Origin of the sequence: Tsuneonella sp. CC-YZS046, from assembly GCF_035581365.1 — a bacterium.
Classification (GTDB): domain Bacteria; phylum Pseudomonadota; class Alphaproteobacteria; order Sphingomonadales; family Sphingomonadaceae; genus JAWKXU01.
On the sequence record NZ_CP141590.1, the window covers coordinates 424,094 to 440,867 of the forward strand.

The 16,774-nt window shown below is 60.9% G+C and carries 13 protein-coding genes; 4 read left to right on the forward strand and 9 right to left on the reverse strand.

The annotated features are described in order from the left end of the window. Positions 1-90: 90 nt before the first annotated feature. The 4 genes from U8326_RS02095 to U8326_RS02110 all read right to left on the reverse strand — a co-directional run bounded on the left by U8326_RS02095 (position 91) and on the right by U8326_RS02110 (position 5,911). Positions 91-2,631 (reverse strand): TonB-dependent receptor, encoded by a 2,541-nt coding sequence (locus U8326_RS02095; protein WP_324742046.1) that lies wholly within the window; start codon positions 2,629-2,631, stop codon positions 91-93. Between the two features lie 63 nt (positions 2,632-2,694). Continuing rightward, positions 2,695-3,441 (reverse strand): glucose 1-dehydrogenase, encoded by a 747-nt coding sequence (locus U8326_RS02100; RefSeq protein ID WP_324742047.1) that lies wholly within the window; start codon positions 3,439-3,441, stop codon positions 2,695-2,697. 31 nt (positions 3,442-3,472) lie between these two features. Further along, positions 3,473-4,540 (reverse strand): LLM class flavin-dependent oxidoreductase, encoded by a 1,068-nt coding sequence (locus tag U8326_RS02105; protein WP_324742048.1) that lies wholly within the window; start codon positions 4,538-4,540, stop codon positions 3,473-3,475. A gap of 132 nt (positions 4,541-4,672) precedes the next feature. After that, entirely contained in the window at positions 4,673-5,911 is a 1,239-nt protein-coding gene (locus U8326_RS02110; RefSeq protein WP_324742050.1) for a cytochrome P450, read from the reverse strand. A 217-nt stretch (positions 5,912-6,128) separates the two neighbouring features. Between U8326_RS02110 and U8326_RS02115 the strand changes: the two genes are divergently transcribed. After that, entirely contained in the window at positions 6,129-6,893 is a 765-nt protein-coding gene (locus U8326_RS02115; RefSeq protein WP_324742051.1) for a glucose 1-dehydrogenase, read from the forward strand. Positions 6,894-6,944: 51 nt separating this feature from the next. On the opposite strand, the gene U8326_RS02120 is transcribed toward U8326_RS02115, so the two are convergent. Together U8326_RS02120 and fumC are read right to left on the reverse strand one after the other, a co-directional pair. Continuing rightward, the gene (locus U8326_RS02120) at positions 6,945-7,628 is read right to left on the reverse strand and encodes a TetR family transcriptional regulator (RefSeq protein WP_324742052.1); all 684 of its coding nucleotides are present in this window, start codon (positions 7,626-7,628) and stop codon (positions 6,945-6,947) included. Positions 7,629-7,815: 187 nt separating this feature from the next. Then, positions 7,816-9,213 carry a class II fumarate hydratase gene (gene fumC / locus U8326_RS02125; RefSeq protein WP_324742053.1) on the reverse strand — a complete coding sequence of 466 codons (1,398 nt, stop codon included), beginning with the start codon at positions 9,211-9,213 and terminating at the stop codon, positions 7,816-7,818. A gap of 161 nt (positions 9,214-9,374) precedes the next feature. On the opposite strand from fumC, the gene U8326_RS02130 reads away from it, so the two are divergent. Together U8326_RS02130 and U8326_RS02135 are read left to right on the forward strand one after the other, a co-directional pair. Beyond that, the gene (locus U8326_RS02130; RefSeq protein ID WP_324742054.1) at positions 9,375-10,970 is read left to right on the forward strand and encodes an AMP-binding protein; all 1,596 of its coding nucleotides are present in this window, start codon (positions 9,375-9,377) and stop codon (positions 10,968-10,970) included. Positions 10,971-11,224: 254 nt separating this feature from the next. After that, the gene (locus U8326_RS02135) at positions 11,225-12,058 is read left to right on the forward strand and encodes a hypothetical protein (RefSeq protein WP_324742055.1); all 834 of its coding nucleotides are present in this window, start codon (positions 11,225-11,227) and stop codon (positions 12,056-12,058) included. A gap of 38 nt (positions 12,059-12,096) precedes the next feature. Here U8326_RS02135 and U8326_RS02140 read toward each other — a convergent pair whose 3' ends face one another. The 3 genes from U8326_RS02140 to U8326_RS02150 form a co-directional block, all read right to left on the reverse strand. After that, the gene (locus U8326_RS02140) at positions 12,097-13,062 is read right to left on the reverse strand and encodes a rhodanese-related sulfurtransferase (protein WP_324742056.1); all 966 of its coding nucleotides are present in this window, start codon (positions 13,060-13,062) and stop codon (positions 12,097-12,099) included. Between the two features lie 49 nt (positions 13,063-13,111). Beyond that, positions 13,112-14,548, reverse strand: coding sequence for an aldehyde dehydrogenase family protein (locus U8326_RS02145; RefSeq protein WP_324742058.1), 1,437 nt, complete (start codon positions 14,546-14,548; stop codon positions 13,112-13,114). A 266-nt stretch (positions 14,549-14,814) separates the two neighbouring features. Further along, a complete protein-coding gene (locus U8326_RS02150; protein ID WP_324742059.1) occupies positions 14,815-15,471 on the reverse strand; it encodes a hypothetical protein in 657 nt (218 codons plus the stop codon). Between the two features lie 204 nt (positions 15,472-15,675). Here U8326_RS02150 and U8326_RS02155 point away from each other — a divergent pair, with 204 nt between their 5' ends. Then, on the forward strand, positions 15,676-16,761 hold the full coding sequence (locus U8326_RS02155) for an alpha/beta hydrolase (RefSeq protein ID WP_324742060.1): 1,086 nt from the start codon (positions 15,676-15,678) through the stop codon (positions 16,759-16,761). Positions 16,762-16,774: the final 13 nt, after the last annotated feature.

The following is a 16,774-nucleotide window of genomic DNA, read 5'->3' on the forward strand; positions in this document are numbered from 1 at the left end:
TGGAGCTTCGCTCCCTTGCTGTCCTGTCACCTCATACAAGCATCAAAGGCGCCTTCGCTCCCCTGATGAGAGAGGAGCGAAGGGAACAGGTCAGAACCGGAAGGATACGGCAGCGCCGTAGGTCGCCGGCATTGCGGTAAGGCGATAGATGGAGTCGAACGACTGGGTCGCGTTGTTCCAGTAGTAGGTGTTGAAGATGTTCTTGCCCCAGATCCACGCTCTCCACTGGCCGTCTTCCGCGGCGACGCCGATCTGGGCGTCGACCGTGGTGTAGGCCTTCTTGTTGAAGGCATCGCCGGGAACCTTCACGCCGGGGAACTGGGTGGGGTCCAGATCGACCTGCGAAATTTCCTCAGGCCGCGCAAACAGGCCGATGGCCTTGCTCTGATAGAGCATGCTGGCGCCCATGAAGATGTTCAGCTTGTCGTTGACCGGCGTTTCGTAATCCGCGGAAGCGGTGAAGTTCCACTTCGGCGTGTGCGGGAAGACGAGGCCCTTGTAGTTGATGAGGTTCCCCACCGGGTCATAGGCGAAGAAATCGCGCGTGACCTTGGTGTTCACATAGGTGCCGCCGAGATTCAGGTTGAGGCCCTGGGTCGGGGCGATCTGCAGCGACGCTTCCGCGCCGTAGACGCGGGACTTCGGAATGTTGAGGAGCTTGTCCAGCACGCCGAAGAAGCCGAACGGATCGAGAATACGGCCGCGCAGCTGCTTGTTGCGGTAATCGTTGTAGAAGCCGGCGATGTTCAGCTGAACGCGACGATCCAGCAGGCCGGCCTTGATACCCGCTTCATAGGCGAGCACCAATTCCTGCTTCACCCCTTCGAGCTGCAGGTTGCTGGCGACGTTGACCGCCGGGAAGCTGCCCGACTTGTAGCCCTTCGACACGTTGGCGTAGAGCATGGTGGTCGGCGTGACCTGGAAGTCCGCGCCGAGACGCCAGCTTACGTTGTCTTCCTTGAGTTCGAAATGAGCCAGACCCGGCGAGAAATATTCGCCATTGGGGTTGGTCGGGCTTACATAGTCCGCCTTGGTGAGAACATTGCTGGACGTACACGCGCCCGGCTGGATGTTCGGCAGTTCCTGCCCTGCGGGCACACCCTTTGCCGCGTTCAGGCCCGGAATAACGATATTGAAGGCATTCGCCTGAACGCCATCGCCATAGTCCTGGGTACAGCCGGTGTAGCTGCGCTTGTCTTCCGTATAGCGGACACCGGCATGCAGCGTGAGCAGGCCGATCGTGTAATCGACATTGGCGAATGCCGCGATGTCCCGGATCGGCTGCTTGAAGAAGGCGCCCGAGTCCGTGTTGTTGATGAAGCCGACATAGACGGACAATTCATCGACATAGTAGCGGTTATACTGCTGCGTCTTCGCCTTCATGTAGTTGGCGCCGATGATGAACTTCAGATTGTCATAGTCGCCCGCGATGCGCAGTTCCTGGTTGAAGGTGCGCGCCCGCGCCCGGTCGCCGATCGAGAAGTTGCTGAGCGCCGTGCCATCGACGTCCATGCCGTAATTCTGCTTGTAGCGGCTGTAGGACGAGATCGAGGTCAGAACGAGATTCTCGTTCAGATTGTAATCGATCCGAGCGGAGGCCTGGAGATAGCTGTCGTCACGACGCAGCCTTTCCTGCTTGCCCACCGAGGCCGGCAGACGATCGTTGTTGATATAGGGGTCCCAGTCGGCCGAGCGCGCATTGCGCGGCGGAGTGGGGTAATGGCTGTAAGGAATGTATGGGAATGGCACCTGCAGCGGGAATGCATAGAGCAACTGTGCTGCCTGCGTGTCCGACTTGTCGACCCAGCCATTGACGTTGAAGGTGATCTTCAGGTCGGTCGTGGGTTCCCATTCGGTGATCCAGCGTGCCGCGAAGCCGCGCTTGGCGCCCAGCTTGTTCTGGTAGTCGCGGCCCAGCGTGACCGGAACCGTGCCGAGCGACAGATCGGCGCGATCGACATAGGCCAAGCCTTGCTGGCCCTGGACCCAATTGTTGGTCTGCCAGCCGGTGGACTTCTGGCCCATGACGGCAAGACGGGTCTTGAGCGTATCCGTCAGCGGGCCGCTCAAGAAGCCGCTCGCCTGGATATGGTTGAAGCGGCCGAAACTGCCGTCGAAGCCCGCATGGAATTCATCGGTGGGCTTGGCGGCGATGAAGTTGATCGCGCCCGCGGTGGAGTTCTGCCCGAACAGAATGCCCTGCGGCCCCTTCAACACTTCGACCCGTTCGAGGTCGAGCGTGGGGAAACGGGCTTCCATCGGGAAGGAGATCGGAACTTCGTCCGTATACAGCGCCACGGTCGATGCCGAGCCCACGGTGGAATCGTCGAAGCCGATGCCGCGAATGGCGAAGACCGGCGAACCGCGCGGAGCTTCCGTGAAGGTGAAGCCGGGCACGACCTTCACGAGTTCGCCCGCGGAAACGATGTTTTGCTTGACCAGCTGATCGCCCGCGAGCGCGGTGATCGACATGCCGACCTTGTTTACGGATTCCTGGCGCTTCTGAGCAGTGACGACGATTTCGCCGACGCCGTAGCTGCTGGGAGCCTCCTCCTGAGCGATAGCCGCTTGCGTGCCGCAGGCCAAAGCCGTGACGGACGCAAAGCCTAACAGAGCATTATTGTATTTCATTAGATTACCTCCCTTGTTGCGACCGGCCGCATCATTTGTCGGCCGATCGGTATTCGTAATTCACTAACCTGCCAGCAGCCCCCCATCGATCACGTGTTCCTCGCCCGAAATGTAGGATGCTTCGTCGGATGCGAGGAACAGGACCAGGTTGGAAACCTCGGACGGCTGGGCCATTCGCCCGAGGGGGATCGCGCCAGCCATATCTCCCCCTTCGGGATCGAGAACTGCCGCCATCATGGGTGTCAGGATCACGCCTGGATGCACGGAGTTTACGCGGATTCCGTCCTTTCCATGCACGACCGCCGCATATTTCGTCATTCCTCTGACAGCGAACTTCGTGGCCACATAGGCGGCGTTCGACGATGCGCCGGGGCCGGTAATCCCGGCGATGGACGAGATGTTGACGATGGACCCGCCGCCATTTTTCTTCATGCTCGGAATGACGGCGCACATGCCAAGGAATACGCCGAGTTCATTGACCTCGAAGACTTTCCGGAAATCCGCTTCCGGAAAGATGAAGTCTTCATAAACCGGGCCGATGATGCCGGCATTGTTGACCAGCACATTGACCGGGCCGAAGCGCTTTTCGGCTTCGGCCACGACTGCGCTCCATTGGTCGGACTGGGCAACGTCATGCCGCATGAAATGGGCGGCATCCCCCAGTTCGCCTGCGATGCGTTCCCCGTCCGTTGCATTGACGTCGGTCAGGACGACTTTCGCGCCTTCGCGAACGAAGGTGCGGGCGTGGGATTCCCCCATGCCCTGAGCGGCGCCCGTTACGATCGCGACCTTCCCCGAAAGCCTTCCCATGAATTTCCGTCCCTCTTTCTTCTTGTTCGATTCAGGGCAGTTTCGGCGCCACTTCCTGGGCAAGCAGGCGCATCGATTCTTCCCAGGGCTTGGGGTTGTCGATGAAATCGTGGCTGTAGATCAGAAGGGTGCCGAACGGGCCGCCCAGCTCATCGAACCAGTTTTCGAACTTCTTGATAACGGTCGAAGGCGAGCCGACGATCCAGACGTGTTCCGCCAGATATTCGGCATCGACGTCAGCGGGATCGATCGATTTGTCGGGCATGAGTTCCGCGAGGATGCCGAAACGCTCATAAGTCGGCTTGAGATATTCCTTCCAGGCTCGTCCCAGGCCGCCCTCGATTGCCAGCTCGCGTGCCGCCTCATCGGTTTCCGCGACCACCACGTCGCGGACGACACGATGGACCGAGCGATCGCGCTTGAAGCCGTTTTCGGCGCTGATCCGCGCATAATCCTCGAAATGCGTGCGCAGGAACTTGTTGCCGGCATAGACAGAGGCCGGAATCCATCCGCGCTTGGCCGCGAAATTGATCGACGGCGACGGCGAACTCAGGCCGGTCATCGCCATCGGCATTTCACCGCCATAGGGGCGTGTGTCGCGCATATGGGCGCCCGGCGAATTGGGGTCGGGATAGCCTGCGTTCCAGTATTTTCCTTCGTAATCGAAAGGCACGGCCTTCCAGACCTTTTCCATGATCTCGATCGCTTCGAACATGCGGTCGTGATTGGTGGAAATATCCTTGAAGCCGGCGAGAGCGGCGTCGGTCGGATATGCGCCCGCGGCCACGCCGAGCATGTAGCGCCCCTTCAGGATCTGGCTCAGCCAGGCTGTCTGGATCGCAAGCGTGGAGGGGTGGTGATAGGGCAGGAGGTGCGCAAGAGGGCCGAACTTGATGTTCTTCGTCAGCCGGGCCGCACCCGCAATCACCAGCTCGGGGCAGGGGATGCCTTCCCAATCCAGGGTCAGGTGCTCGCCGATCCACATTTCGGTGAAACCGACTTCGTCCGCGACCACCGATTGGCGGATAGCCCAATCGAAAACAGACGTTGCGTCGCGTTCGGGCCTCACGAACGGGGTCTGGAACATACCGACTTTCATACTTGGAATCCTCTCCTTGCGATTGACCTGGGGAAACACGGACGAGCCAGGTCGCGGATATTGATCGGGTTGGTTGGAATGCTCCGGGGAAACGCCGCCGGAAGAACCGCTGCGTTCGCCAGGAGCGCTGCGCTAGACATCCCACTCCAGTTCAAACGGATCGACTGTCGCGACAATGCCGCTTGTGAAGGTCAGGCTGGTGCCCTTCGCCAAGCGAAATTCCGGAATGCGCGCGAGCCATTCGGTCAGGACCATTTTCAGCTCCAGCCGGGCGAGATACATGCCGGGGCAGGTGTGGTTGCCGCGGCCGAACACCGAATGGCGCCGGGTTTTGCGGTCGAACCGGAAATCGAGGGCGTCGGCGTTGCTCGTTTCGTTCATGGCGATGGCGATGGTCGAGGCCATGACCATGTCGCGGGCCTTCATGGTGACGCCGCCGAATTCCACATCCTTGCGGACTTCGCGTGAATCCGACACGACCGGGAAGCGGCGCAGGAACTCGTTCATGGATTCCTCGAGCCTGGCTGGATCGCTGGCAAGAGTCCGCCGCAATTCGTCATTCACCGCCAGATGCGAGAATACATAGGCAAGCAGGTTCACGACGGTGTCAAGACCGCCGACCAGGGCCTGGATGCTCAGGTTCTCCGCTTCCAGGTCGGTCAGCGGGCGGCCATTCGCTTCCGCGTTGGCCATTCTGGTCAGCATGTCATCGCCGGAGCCGCCGCGCCGTTCGCGCAGGATCGGGCCGATATAGTCCCTGAACTGCTTCTCGACTTCGTGGAATTCGATGGTCCCGTCGGGTCGCGTGAACTGATCTGCCAGATATTTGAGCTTCGGCAGGTCCTCTTCCGGAAGGTTCACCAGCCGCATGAAGATGCGGACCGGAAGCTGCTCGGCGAAATCATGCACGAAGTTGCAGCGGCCCTTTGCCCGGAACCCCTCGATCAGCTCGACCGCGAGACCGGACACTTCGTCTTTAAGGCGGTTGATCTGCTTGGGGCCGAGATTGTCGTTGAGAATCTTGCGGTAGGGGGCGTGTTCCGGCGGATCGAGCGAAAGCGGGATGAAGTTCGAATAGGTTTCCCCGATCGGTTCGCGGGGAACAATGACGACCCTGCTCGAAAAATGCTCTGAATCGGTCAGGACAGTTTCGCAAAGACCCGGCTCGATGACGATCCAGTGCCCGCCGTTATGCGGCGTCCACATCACTGGCCGAGAGGCCTGGGAGATCAATTCCCGCCAGAATTCGTGTGCGGATTTGCCATCGGGGATGGGCTGGTGGAGATTGAAATCGACCACGCAATCCGCAGGCACGTTTTCCGGCTTCCTGACCATATTGTCGAGATTTTTCTCAGGGACAGCCGTCTCCACGCCTTGCACTTCCCTTCCCTCCCGTCCAGACTGACAATTCTTGTTCCGGCTGATAATGCACCGCCGGGTTTTTTAAAACAATTGCCTCATTCTAATCCGATTATGATTCGGATCAAGCGCTTTTCCGCATTATCCCCCCTTCAGGTAAGTCGCGTGTTCGATTTTTTGCTTGGTTCCGATCGGCCTTCGGCTATCTAGCGCAGGAGCTGGGTGAGAAATGGAAGGATTTGCAATGGGAAGGCTGGCCGGGAAGGTTGCCATCATCAGCGGAGCTGCCCAGGGAATGGGCGAAGCGGATGCTCGGCTGTTCGTCGCGGAAGGCGCGAAGGTGGTGCTGGGCGATCTTGACGAGGCGCGCGGCCTGGCGCTTGCCGAAGAATTGGGCGATTCCGCGATTTTCCATCGCCTCGACGTTGCAAGCGAGGGCGATTGGCAGGCCATTGTCGCAGCGGCGGAGCAGGCGTTCGGCCCCGTCACCGCGCTTGTCAACAATGCGGGCATCATCGGGCCTGTTCAGCCATGCGCCGACCTCTCCGAGGCGGACTTCGCCAAGGTCTGCACCGTCAATCTGACGGGCGTGTTCCTCGGTTCCAAGCATGTGATTCCATCCATGCTTCGTGCCGGGGGCGGTTCCATCGTCAATGTGTCGTCGATTTCGGGAATCGTGGCGATCTACGGCACGCCGAATGTCGCCTATGCGGCCAGCAAATTCGGAGTGCGCGGTCTGACCAAGCAGCTTGCGATAGAATATGGAGCCAGGAAAATCCGCGTGAATTCAATACATCCCGGCTATATCCGGACCCGGATGATGACGGATTCCCTCGATGAAGAAGGCATAAATGTCGCCAGCGGCTCCGTGCCGATCGGTCGTGTCGGCGAGCCGTCCGATGTCGCGCTTCTGGCGGTTTATCTCGCCTCGGACGAATCCGGTTTCGTCACCGGCAGCGAATATGTCATCGATGGCGGGCTGACCGCCCTGTAGGCTGGATGAGAGGCCGGCGCCGCCTCGGAGCGATGCCGATGCCGTTCGGCCTCAGTCGTCCCCCGAGAAATCCCATGGCGGAACGGTGATGGCCACCGCCATCATTTCCAGCAGCGTTTCGAACAGGGAAGGGTAATGCACTGCCGCGTGCAGCGCAGGTTCCTGCGGGCGCGCGGCATGTTGCATGATCGCGCCGAGAAACATGGAGCTGACCGCTTCCAGCCGCATCGCGAACTGCTGCTCGTTGAGGAAGTGCAGCTTCTGGCGCATGCAATGTATCGTCTCGCGCAGATAAGTGCTGGATGGTGAATCGTAGTCGATCGGATGAAGCACGCCGCGCGGCCGCAGATTGGCGAGATACTGGAAGTGCAGCCGGATATACGGCAAGCCGTTGTTCTGCATGAAATGGCGGAATTCCGGGTAGAAGCAGACGCGCAGGAGAAAGCGCATGTCCCCCAGCTGGCCGCGCTTCCGGCCTTCTGTCACCAGCTTTTCGCGGATCGCGTCCAGCTCCGCCTCGCGATATTCGAAGATGGCGCGCAAAAGGCCCAGACGGTCACCGAAGTGATACTGAACGCTGAAATTGTTACGCTGCCTCGCCGTCGCGGATATGGTGCGCAGGGAAACCGCCTCGATCCCCTGTTCGCCGAACAGGCGTTCAGCGGCTTCGATTATTCTGATGCGCGTTTCCTCGGTCGAGGGGCGCAATTTGGCCTGCGGCTCGGCCGTCATCATCCATTCTCCCCCCGAATGCAGCCCGTTCCGGCTACGTCTGGCCCGGCAAGGCCCAGGAGCGGGAACGGCACACTCTCGCAAAGTAAGTCAAGCGACTGCAAGTCGAGCACCTTATCTGGGCCACTTCTGTTGCAAAAGTTTTTAAGACGCGGATTGCACACTCGTGTCTTAGGCGAAGCCCGCGATGTCAACCGCCTTTTGGCCCAAGCATGTTTTCCGGACGAACCATCTGGTCATATTCCTCGACCGTGACGGCCCCGCTCGCGATGGCCGCCTCGCGCAGCGTAGCCCCCGTTTCATGGGCTGTCTTGGCGATCGCGGCGGCCTTGTCATAGCCGATACGCGGCGCCAGCGCGGTGACCAGCATCAGCGACCGTTCCACGCCGGCCTTGATATTGTCGATCCGCGGCTCGAGCCCGGCAAGGAGATGGTCCGAGAAGCTCTGCGCCGCATCGCCCATCAGCCGGACGGACTGGAGGAAATTATAGGCCATCAGCGGGCGATACACGTTCAGCTCGAACTGTCCCTGGCTGCAGGCGAAGGTCAGGGCCGCATGATTGCCGAATATCTGCCCGCATACCTGGGTCATCGCCTCGCATTGGGTGGGGTTGACCTTGCCGGGCATGATGGACGAGCCGGGTTCGTTTTCCGGCAGGGCAAGCTCCCCGAGGCCCGAGCGCGGGCCGGAGCCGAGCAGGCGGATGTCGTTGGCGATCTTGAACAGGCTGGCGGCGAGGGTGTTGATCGCGCCATGGCAGAAGAGCAGCGCGTCCTGCGCCGCCAGCGCTTCGAACTTGTTGGGGGCGGATATGAAAGGATATCCGGTTTCCTTGCCGATCTCCGCGGCAATCGCTTCGCCGAAGCCTGGCGGCGAGTTCAGCCCGGTGCCCACCGCGGTGCCGCCCTGGGCCAACTCGTGCAAGCCGGCCATGGCGGTTCGCAGCCGCTCCAGCCCCGCTTCGATCTGTCGCGCATAGCCGGAAAACTCCTGCCCTAGCGTGAGCGGCGTCGCATCCTGCGTATGGGTGCGGCCGATCTTGACGATGTGCGCCCATGCCCTGGCCTTGCCCGCCAGCAATGCCTGCAGATGCTCGAGCACCGGAATCAGGTGTTCGCGCAGTTCGGTGACGGATGCGATATGGATGGCGGAAGGAAATGTGTCGTTCGAGGATTGCCCCATGTTCACGTGATCGTTGGGGTGGACCGGGCTTTTCGTGCCAGGCTTTCCGCCCAGCAGCACATTGGCCCGGTTCGCGATCACCTCGTTGACGTTCATGTTGGTCTGGGTGCCGGACCCGGTCTGCCAGACCACCAGCGGGAAGTTCTCGTCCAGATCGCCGCGCACCACTTCGCCGGCGGCAGCAACGATCGCCTCCGCAAGCTCGGGCGCAAGCTGCCCCATTTCCGCGTTTATCCGGGCCGCGGATTTCTTGATGAGACCGAGCGCCCGGATGACCGGCCGGGGCATGACCTCGCCTCCTATGCGGAAATTCTCCAGCGAACGCTGGGTCTGCGCCCCCCACAAGCGATCGGCGGGGACGGCCATTTCCCCCATGGAGTCCTTCTCGATCCGGATCTCAGTCAATCTTGCCTCCTGCCGCGCGGTCTGTCGTGATCGGGTCAATTCCTCCTTCTATCCTGCCGTTGCCGGCATTGCCAAATCTTGACCGGGGCTTTTCCTTCCTCGAAGGAAGCCGGATAGCGGGCCGTGGAGCGCCCGGAATAACTGGGTGGGGACTGACGCGAATGAATACTGCCGGGACGCTGGCCGCAATGTTTGATCTGGCGGTGAGCCGCAATCCTGACGGTGCGGCCTATCATTATTTCGATGGATCGCGCAGCTATCGTCAGCTTGACGAGGATAGCGATGCGCTGGCCTGCTTCCTGCGGGAGCATGGCGTGGGCAAGGGGGGCCGCGTGATGGCGTGCCTGCAGAATGTTCCCGCCACGCTGATCGTGCTCGTGGCCTGCGCGAAGATCGGCGCGATCACCGTTCTGGCCAACCCGATGTACAAGGCGCGCGAATTGGCGGGCCTGTTCGAGGATTGCCGGCCTTCCGCGATCGTGTGCCACGACAGCACGGTGGACGAAAGCCTGCATCTGCTGGCCGAGGAGGGGGATGCCCATCTGCCGGCGATCATCCTCGCCGTGTCCGCGCATGACCGGCAGACGCGCAACGACCCCTGGCTGGGCGATCCGTATCGCCATCGTCCGCTGCGCGGCGCAAGCCGGTTCGAGGATGCGCTTGCGGCGAAGGCCGGGGAGGTTGTCGAACGGGCCGCTCTCGACGCCGATGACACGGCGATGCTGGTCTATACCTCGGGCACTACCGGACGGCCCAAGGGGGCGATGATCAGCCATGGCAACATGTTTTCGGCCGCGCGGTTCTATCGCGATTGGGTGGATCTGCGCGAGACCGATGCGGTGCTTGCGCTGGCGCCGTTGTTTCATGTGACCGGATTGTCCGGCCATATCTTCCTGGCGATCGACGCGGCCGCGCCGGTGATATTCAACTATCGCTTCGAGCCCAGAGTGATGCTGGAGGCGGTCGTGGAGCACAAGCCGAGCTTCACTGTCGGCGCGATCACCGCCCTCAATGCGCTGACCGGATATTCCGGTTTCCGGAAGGAGCAATTCTCCAGCCTGCGCGCCATTCTTTCCGGCGGCGCGCCGATTCCGCCTGCGGTGCGCCAGCAGTTTTTCGACCGGACCGGCCTGTGGATCGGCAATGTCTACGGGCTGACCGAGACCAGCGGGCCGATCACCGCTTCGCCGGTGGGCGCCGACATTCCGGTCGATCCGCAATCGGGTGCGCTTTCGACGGGGATCGCCGTCAATTGCACGCTGATTAGCTTCCGGGATGGGGATGGGCGCGAAGCCCCGGTGGGCGAGGTGGGGGAACTTGTGGCGCAGGGGCCTGGGGTGGTTTCAGGCTATTGGAACAAGCCGCAGGAAACCGAGGAAGCCATGCGGGAGTTCGGGTTCATGACCGGGGACATGGGCTTTCGCGACGAACAGGGGTGGGTCTATCTGGTCGACCGCAAGAAGGACATGATTATTGCGTCCGGCTACAAGGTCTGGCCGCGAGAGGTGGAGGATGTGATCTATCTCCATCCGGCGGTACGGGAAGTGGCGGTGGTCGGCGTGCAGGACCAGTATCGGGGCGAAACGGTCAAGGCCGTGGTCAGCCTCAAGCCCGGGGCCGCCGCGCAGGCGGATGAGATCAGGGAGTTCTGTAAGCAGCGCCTTGCCGCCTATAAATATCCCCGGATCGTCGACATCGTCGAGGAATTGCCCAAGACCCTGACGGGCAAGATCATCCGGGCGGCCGTGCGGGACTGATTTTCCGAAAGCAGGAAGGATGGCGGGTGCTTTGCATCCGTTCCTGATTAATAATGGCGCAGGAATGCGCGGGTTTTGCAAAGCCGGTGGGGCCAGCCTGCCGAAATAGAGCCGAACCGGATATGTTGGGCATTGGCGCTTCCGGGTGACGCGGTATGCGGCCGCGATCAACCTGGGCCTGCAGTCACCACCCGCACATCATGCGTCATAAAGAGCGGTTTCTATTATGCCGGCCCGCGGGCGGCTTTTACGATATGCTCTGCCAGATCGGTTTGTGCTGCGTCTATGCCGACAAGTGGAACAGAATCGTTCTGGTCGATACCAGCCATCCCACCACGGAATATTTCCGGGATCGCTTCTCGAACTATTTCGGAAGCCTGAGGCGCAATCTGCTGCTCGACATTTCTGGCATCAGGGCACGTCTGGCGAGGTTGCCGGTGCATCCCGTGGAATTGTCGGGCCGCCTGCATGAATATGCCGCGGTTGCGGGCAAGCCGTGCGGGCCGATGGTAGACCGGGCCACCGGCATCCCGCTGACTTTCGATTTCACCCGGGATCACGATCATCCCCTGCTGGTGCATCACACCTGGGGGCGCAGCCGGTTTCCGCTGCAGGCTCTGGAAAGGATGCGGCTGCATCCTGCCCTCCGGCTCGAGGTGGTCAGGCGCATGAAGGAGATCGGCGCGCCCTTCACCGCGCTTCATGTCAGGGCGACCGATTATCAGACCGATTACCGGGCCGGGATCGCAGGCTTGAAAGACAAGCTGGCAGGCCCGGTATTCGTGGCGACGGACAATCGGCAAGTGCTGGATTTCATCCGCGCGGAATGTCCCGACGCCGATGTATATTCCTTCTCCTCGCTACCGGAGGAAAGCCGTCCCTTGCACGATCTGAGCGGGCAGAAGGGCGATGTCTACGAGATCAACCGCGACGCGATCGTCGATGTGCTGATGCTTGCCCATGCGAAGACCCTCTATGCGTTTCGACTACAGCCCAATCCGCTCGGCGCCAGCCTGTCGGGCTATTCGCGGCTGGCCTTCGATCTGCGTAACAACCGCCGATTGCTGGACCGCTTGATGTCGCGATAATCCGGGGAATGCCTTCGGTGCAAGCCGTGGAGCATCGCCTATCGGGCCTGATCCGGGGTGGCGCCGACATGCGCCGCGCCTCGCTCGATGGCCAGGCGCTCCTGCCGGAAGCGCTCGCGATAGCGCGCGCGTTGCTCCGCCGTGCGTTCCTCATGGCAGGCCGGGCAACTGACGCCTTCTTCATAGAGATGCGAAGCGCGATCCTCTTCGCTGACCGGCCGCCGGCAGGCATGGCACAATGCATGGGTGCCGGGCGCAAGTCCGTGGCCCACCGTCACGCGCTGGTCGAACACGAAGCATTCCCCTTGCCACAGGCTGTCTTCCGGGGCGACCGTCTCGAGATATTTCAGGATTCCGCCCTGGAGATGATAGACATCGTCTATCCCCTCGGCCTTGAGGAAGGCGGTGGATTTCTCGCAGCGAATGCCGCCGGTGCAGAACATCGCGACCTTGGGTGGGATGCCAGCGCCCAGCAGCCTGTCGCGCTCTGCCCGGAACCATGCGGGAAAGTCGCGGAAGGTTCTGGTCTTGGGGTCTATGGCGCCCCGGAACGTGCCCACCGCGACCTCATAGTCGTTGCGCGTGTCGATCAGGATGGTGCCGGGCTGCGAGATCAGGCTGTTCCACTCCTCCGGTGCGACATAATGCCCCACGCTCAGCAGCGGGTCGATTCCCGGCTGGCCCATGGTCACGATCTCGCGCTTGATCCGCACCTTCATGCGATGGAACGGCTGGGTTTCCGCGCGCGAGAACTTCACTTCCAGATCCTCGCAGCCCGGCCACTGGCGGATATGTTCCAGCACTGTGCCGATTGCGCCGTCCGTGCCTGAAATGGTGCCGTTGATGCCTTCCGGGGCGACCAGCAGCGTGCCCTTGACGCCCTTTGCGCAGCACAGTTTCGCCAGCGCCGCGCGTGCCGCGCCGCAATCGTGGAGAGGAAAGAATTTGTAGAGCGCAGCGACGCGGATCGGCTGGCTGGGAACGGTCATGTCGGGAATTTCCATGGATTGTGCATCGGGGCGGATAGACGAGGCCGGGGAATGCTGCGCGGCCTTATTGGTCGAAGCGCCTGCGGATGACGAGATTGCGGATTTCCGACATATCCTCCATCGCAAATCGAACCCCTTCGCGGCCAAGGCCGGAATCCTTGACCCCGCCATATGGCATGTTGTCCACCCTGTAGGATGGAACGTCGTTTATCACGATTCCGCCGACTTCGAGGCGATCCCAAGCGTCGAGCGCCTTGAAGATGTCGCGGGTGAAGATGCCGGCCTGCAGGCCGAACTTGCTGTCATTGACGATCGCCAGCGCTTCCTCAAAGGAACCGAACGGCACCAGGAATGCAACCGGCCCGAACGCCTCCTCGAGGTTCAGCTTCGTGTCGCGCCTCACGCCTTCCAGCAATGTCGGCTCCAGCATGGCGCCGTCCCGATTTCCCCCGCACAGGAGGCGAGCGCCCTTCACGGTGGCTTCCGCTATCCAGGCTTCGAGTCTCCTCGCTTCCTCTTCGTCGATCATCGGGCCGACGAAAGTGCCCTCCTTTCGGGGATCGCCGGTGACGAGCGCTTTGGTCCCCTCGACGAGGCGTTGGCGGAATTGCTCGTAGATATTCTCATGGACCAGGATGCGCTGCACGCCGATGCAGCTCTGGCCCGACTGATAGAACGCGCCGAACAACACGCGGCTCACCGCATCCTCGATGTCCGCATCCTGATCGACGATTACGGCGGCATTGCCGCCCAGTTCCAGCACCACTTTCTTCTTGCCGGCCTTCGCCTTGAGATCCCAGCCCACCTCAGGGGAGCCGGTGAACGAAAGCAGTTTCAAACGTTCGTCGGTGGTGAGCAATTCCGCGCCGTCCCGGCTCGCGGGCAGGATCGAGAAGGCGCCTTCCGGCAGATCCGTCTCCGCCAGGATTTCGCCGATTATCAAGGCGCCGAGCGGGGTTCTGCTGGCCGGCTTCAATACGAAGGGGCAGCCGACCGCGATGGCAGGGGCTATCTTGTGGGCGGCCAGGTTGAGCGGAAAATTGAAGGGTGAAATGAAAGAGCACGGGCCGATCGGCACTCTCTTCCAGATTCCCTGATACCCTCGTGCGCGAGGGCTGATGTCGAGAGGCTGGACTTCGCCGGTTATTCTGACGGCCTCCTCCGCCGCGATCTTGAAGGTGTCGATAAGCCGGCTCACCTCCCCGCGGCTGTCCTTGATCGGCTTTCCGGCCTCGATGCACAGCACCTGGGCCAGTTCCTCTTCCCGTTGCCTGAAACGCGCGACGCAATGCTGCAGCACTTCCTGCCGCTCGTAGCTCGCCATGCGGGCCATCGGCTCGGCGGCATCGTGCGCGGCTGCGATGCCATCCGCGATGGTGCCGGCATCCGCCAGGGCGACGCGAGTCACCACATCGCCTGTATATTTGTCCTTTACTTCAAGGTCGGAGTTTAAATAAACTTCCTTGTTTGCCAGAAACAAAGGATATTGCTCTTTTGTCATGAATTAATCAGCCGGCATGATGTTGATCGTATGATTTTGGCGATATGTTATCTCCCTGAAGTTTACAGGGCGGAACGCGGCGCGACAAGTTCCTGGCTTGCCGCGTCACGGGGGAAACCCGGCGCATATTCCCGACGCGGCGGAATGCGGAGCGATGGGATGGCAATATGAAGATGGGGGTCGTCTACCCCGGCTGGACTGCAGGATAACGACGCGACAGGGTTCCCGCGCGATGCCGGCCGGAGTCTTCCGCCTGGGGCCTGACTCTAGTTGACGAGCAGGCCTCGTTCGAAGATTTTTCGATGCGCTTCGTCCATCACCGAGCGCACCCGGTCGGACAGGGAATATATTTTCGAGCGCAGATCCAGCGGATCGGGGCGAGCTTCCACGATGCTCATGTCCGACATTCGTTTCAGAGTGTAGAACAGCGCTGTGCTGGAATACTCCCCTGTTTCCAGGAGATCCACCGCCCGCGCTTCAAAGGATTCGTAGAGATTGACGGCTATTCTATATTCTATCGAATAATATTTTATTCCAAGCTCATCCTCTATCATTTTTATCCGGTCGTGCATCGAGCCAAACCAATTCTCTCCCCTCTGGGGGGATCGCGATTTCATCCATGCATGGATGGAGAGGTGCGCGCATTCCAGCAGGTTCCGCGTATCGGGGTGCAAATCGTAGCATTGATGGCCCGTGTCGGCAGGGGAGGGCCTGGTCTGCAGCAGCCCGGATCTCTTGAGTTCGTTCAGCGCCAGAAAAAGAGTTGAGCTGGGAATCGCGCAGGCCGTCAGGATAGAATGAGGGGATGAAACTCCATTTTCGTAAATATATGAAATAATGGAATATTGCCGAGTATAGACGCGCAACCGCGTCGCCTTCTCGACTTCCGCTACTATTTCCGAGATGCTTTGCGTGCGTGTCATGGGTCTTCAAGGCAGCTCAGGATCATGACTCGGGCGTCATCGCCCTATTTGCCAATTCGGCCCCGCCTCATGCAAACCAAAATTTCCATCACATTTTGTAGTTGCGGCGGCCCGATTGGCTTTCCCATAATCGCTCGAAAGAAACAAACGGTATCCGGGCTTCGGCCCGGTTCTCGCAAAGATTTCCCTGCCGTGGAGAGTGTAATGCCCAATGCAGACCGGCTTCCGAAGGATGACGAAGTCGTAACCGACAATTACGTGAAGCTCTCCCGCGGGGGCATCCGCTATCTTGAGGCGGGGCCGGTCGACGGGCCTCTGCTGATCTTCATCCATGGCTGGCCGGAACTCGCGATCAGCTATCGCCATCAATTGCCGGTTTTCGGGCAATTGGGCTTCCGCGCCATCGCGCCGGATATGCCCGGCTTCGGCGGGTCAGCCGTGCATCAAAAGCACGAGGATTACGCGCTGGAAAAGCTGAATCGCGACATGGCCGAGTTTGTCGACGCGCTGGGCGCAGGCCAGGCCGTGTGGATCGGCCATGACTGGGGGAGCCTGGTCGTGTGGAGTTTCGCGGCCCACTATCCGGAAAAATGCAGCGCGGTCGCCAGCCTGTGCGTTCCTTACCGGACTGTCGAGCTTGGCGTGGATCACCTGATTACCACGGTGGATCGGTCGGTATACGATCCCCAGGAGCACCCGGCGGGGCCGTGGGATTACATGCTGTTCTATCAGGAAAGTTTCGACAGGGCGCGCAAGGTGTTCGAGCGGGATACCGAGGCTTTCTTCCGCTTCATGTTCGGGAAGGGCGATCCCAAGGGATTCGACCAGCCCACCATTACCGCGGGGGTGCGCAAGCGCGGCGGCTGGTTCGGCAACGATGCCTCTCCGCCGGAAGCGGCGCGCGATGACGCCATCGTCGATCAGAACGCCCTGTCCGTCTATGTCGCGGCCTATCGACGCTCCGGCTTCTTCGGTGCGGACTCCTATTACATGAACCATGAAGCCAATGCGGAATACGCTTCTCGCTCGGTCAATGGCGGGCGGCTGGACATGCCGGTCCTGTTCGTGTCCGCCGATTACGATTACTGGTGCGACACCGTGCGCAATACCGTCTTCGGCGAGGAGATGCGCAGGCTCTGTTCCGATCTCACGGCGTTCAGAGTGCCGGCTGGGCACTGGATCATGCAGGAAGAGCCGACAAAGGTGAATTCGGCGCTCTGCCATTGGCTCGCCACCCGGGCGAAGGTCTGGCCCGATCTGCCGGCGCCGGATTGGAAGCCGATCGATTGATCGTCGGGGTCAG

What these genes read in the sequence shown, in the direction of transcription:
- U8326_RS02145 (WP_324742058.1), bottom strand. Translation starts at nt 14,548, where the DNA reads ATGACAAAAGAGCAATATCCTTTGTTTCTGGCAAACAAGGAAGTTTAT.
- U8326_RS02140 (WP_324742056.1), bottom strand. Translation starts at nt 13,062, where the DNA reads ATGGAAATTCCCGACATGACCGTTCCCAGCCAGCCGATCCGCGTCGCT.
- U8326_RS02105 (WP_324742048.1), bottom strand. Translation starts at nt 4,540, where the DNA reads ATGAAAGTCGGTATGTTCCAGACCCCGTTCGTGAGGCCCGAACGCGAC.
- U8326_RS02130 (WP_324742054.1), top strand. Translation starts at nt 9,375, where the DNA reads ATGAATACTGCCGGGACGCTGGCCGCAATGTTTGATCTGGCGGTGAGC.
- U8326_RS02095 (WP_324742046.1), bottom strand. Translation starts at nt 2,631, where the DNA reads ATGAAATACAATAATGCTCTGTTAGGCTTTGCGTCCGTCACGGCTTTG.
- U8326_RS02115 (WP_324742051.1), top strand. Translation starts at nt 6,129, where the DNA reads ATGGAAGGATTTGCAATGGGAAGGCTGGCCGGGAAGGTTGCCATCATC.
- U8326_RS02150 (WP_324742059.1), bottom strand. Translation starts at nt 15,471, where the DNA reads ATGACACGCACGCAAAGCATCTCGGAAATAGTAGCGGAAGTCGAGAAG.
- U8326_RS02135 (WP_324742055.1), top strand. Translation starts at nt 11,225, where the DNA reads ATGCTCTGCCAGATCGGTTTGTGCTGCGTCTATGCCGACAAGTGGAAC.
- U8326_RS02155 (WP_324742060.1), top strand. Translation starts at nt 15,676, where the DNA reads ATGCCCAATGCAGACCGGCTTCCGAAGGATGACGAAGTCGTAACCGAC.
- U8326_RS02120 (WP_324742052.1), bottom strand. Translation starts at nt 7,628, where the DNA reads ATGATGACGGCCGAGCCGCAGGCCAAATTGCGCCCCTCGACCGAGGAA.
- U8326_RS02100 (WP_324742047.1), bottom strand. Translation starts at nt 3,441, where the DNA reads ATGGGAAGGCTTTCGGGGAAGGTCGCGATCGTAACGGGCGCCGCTCAG.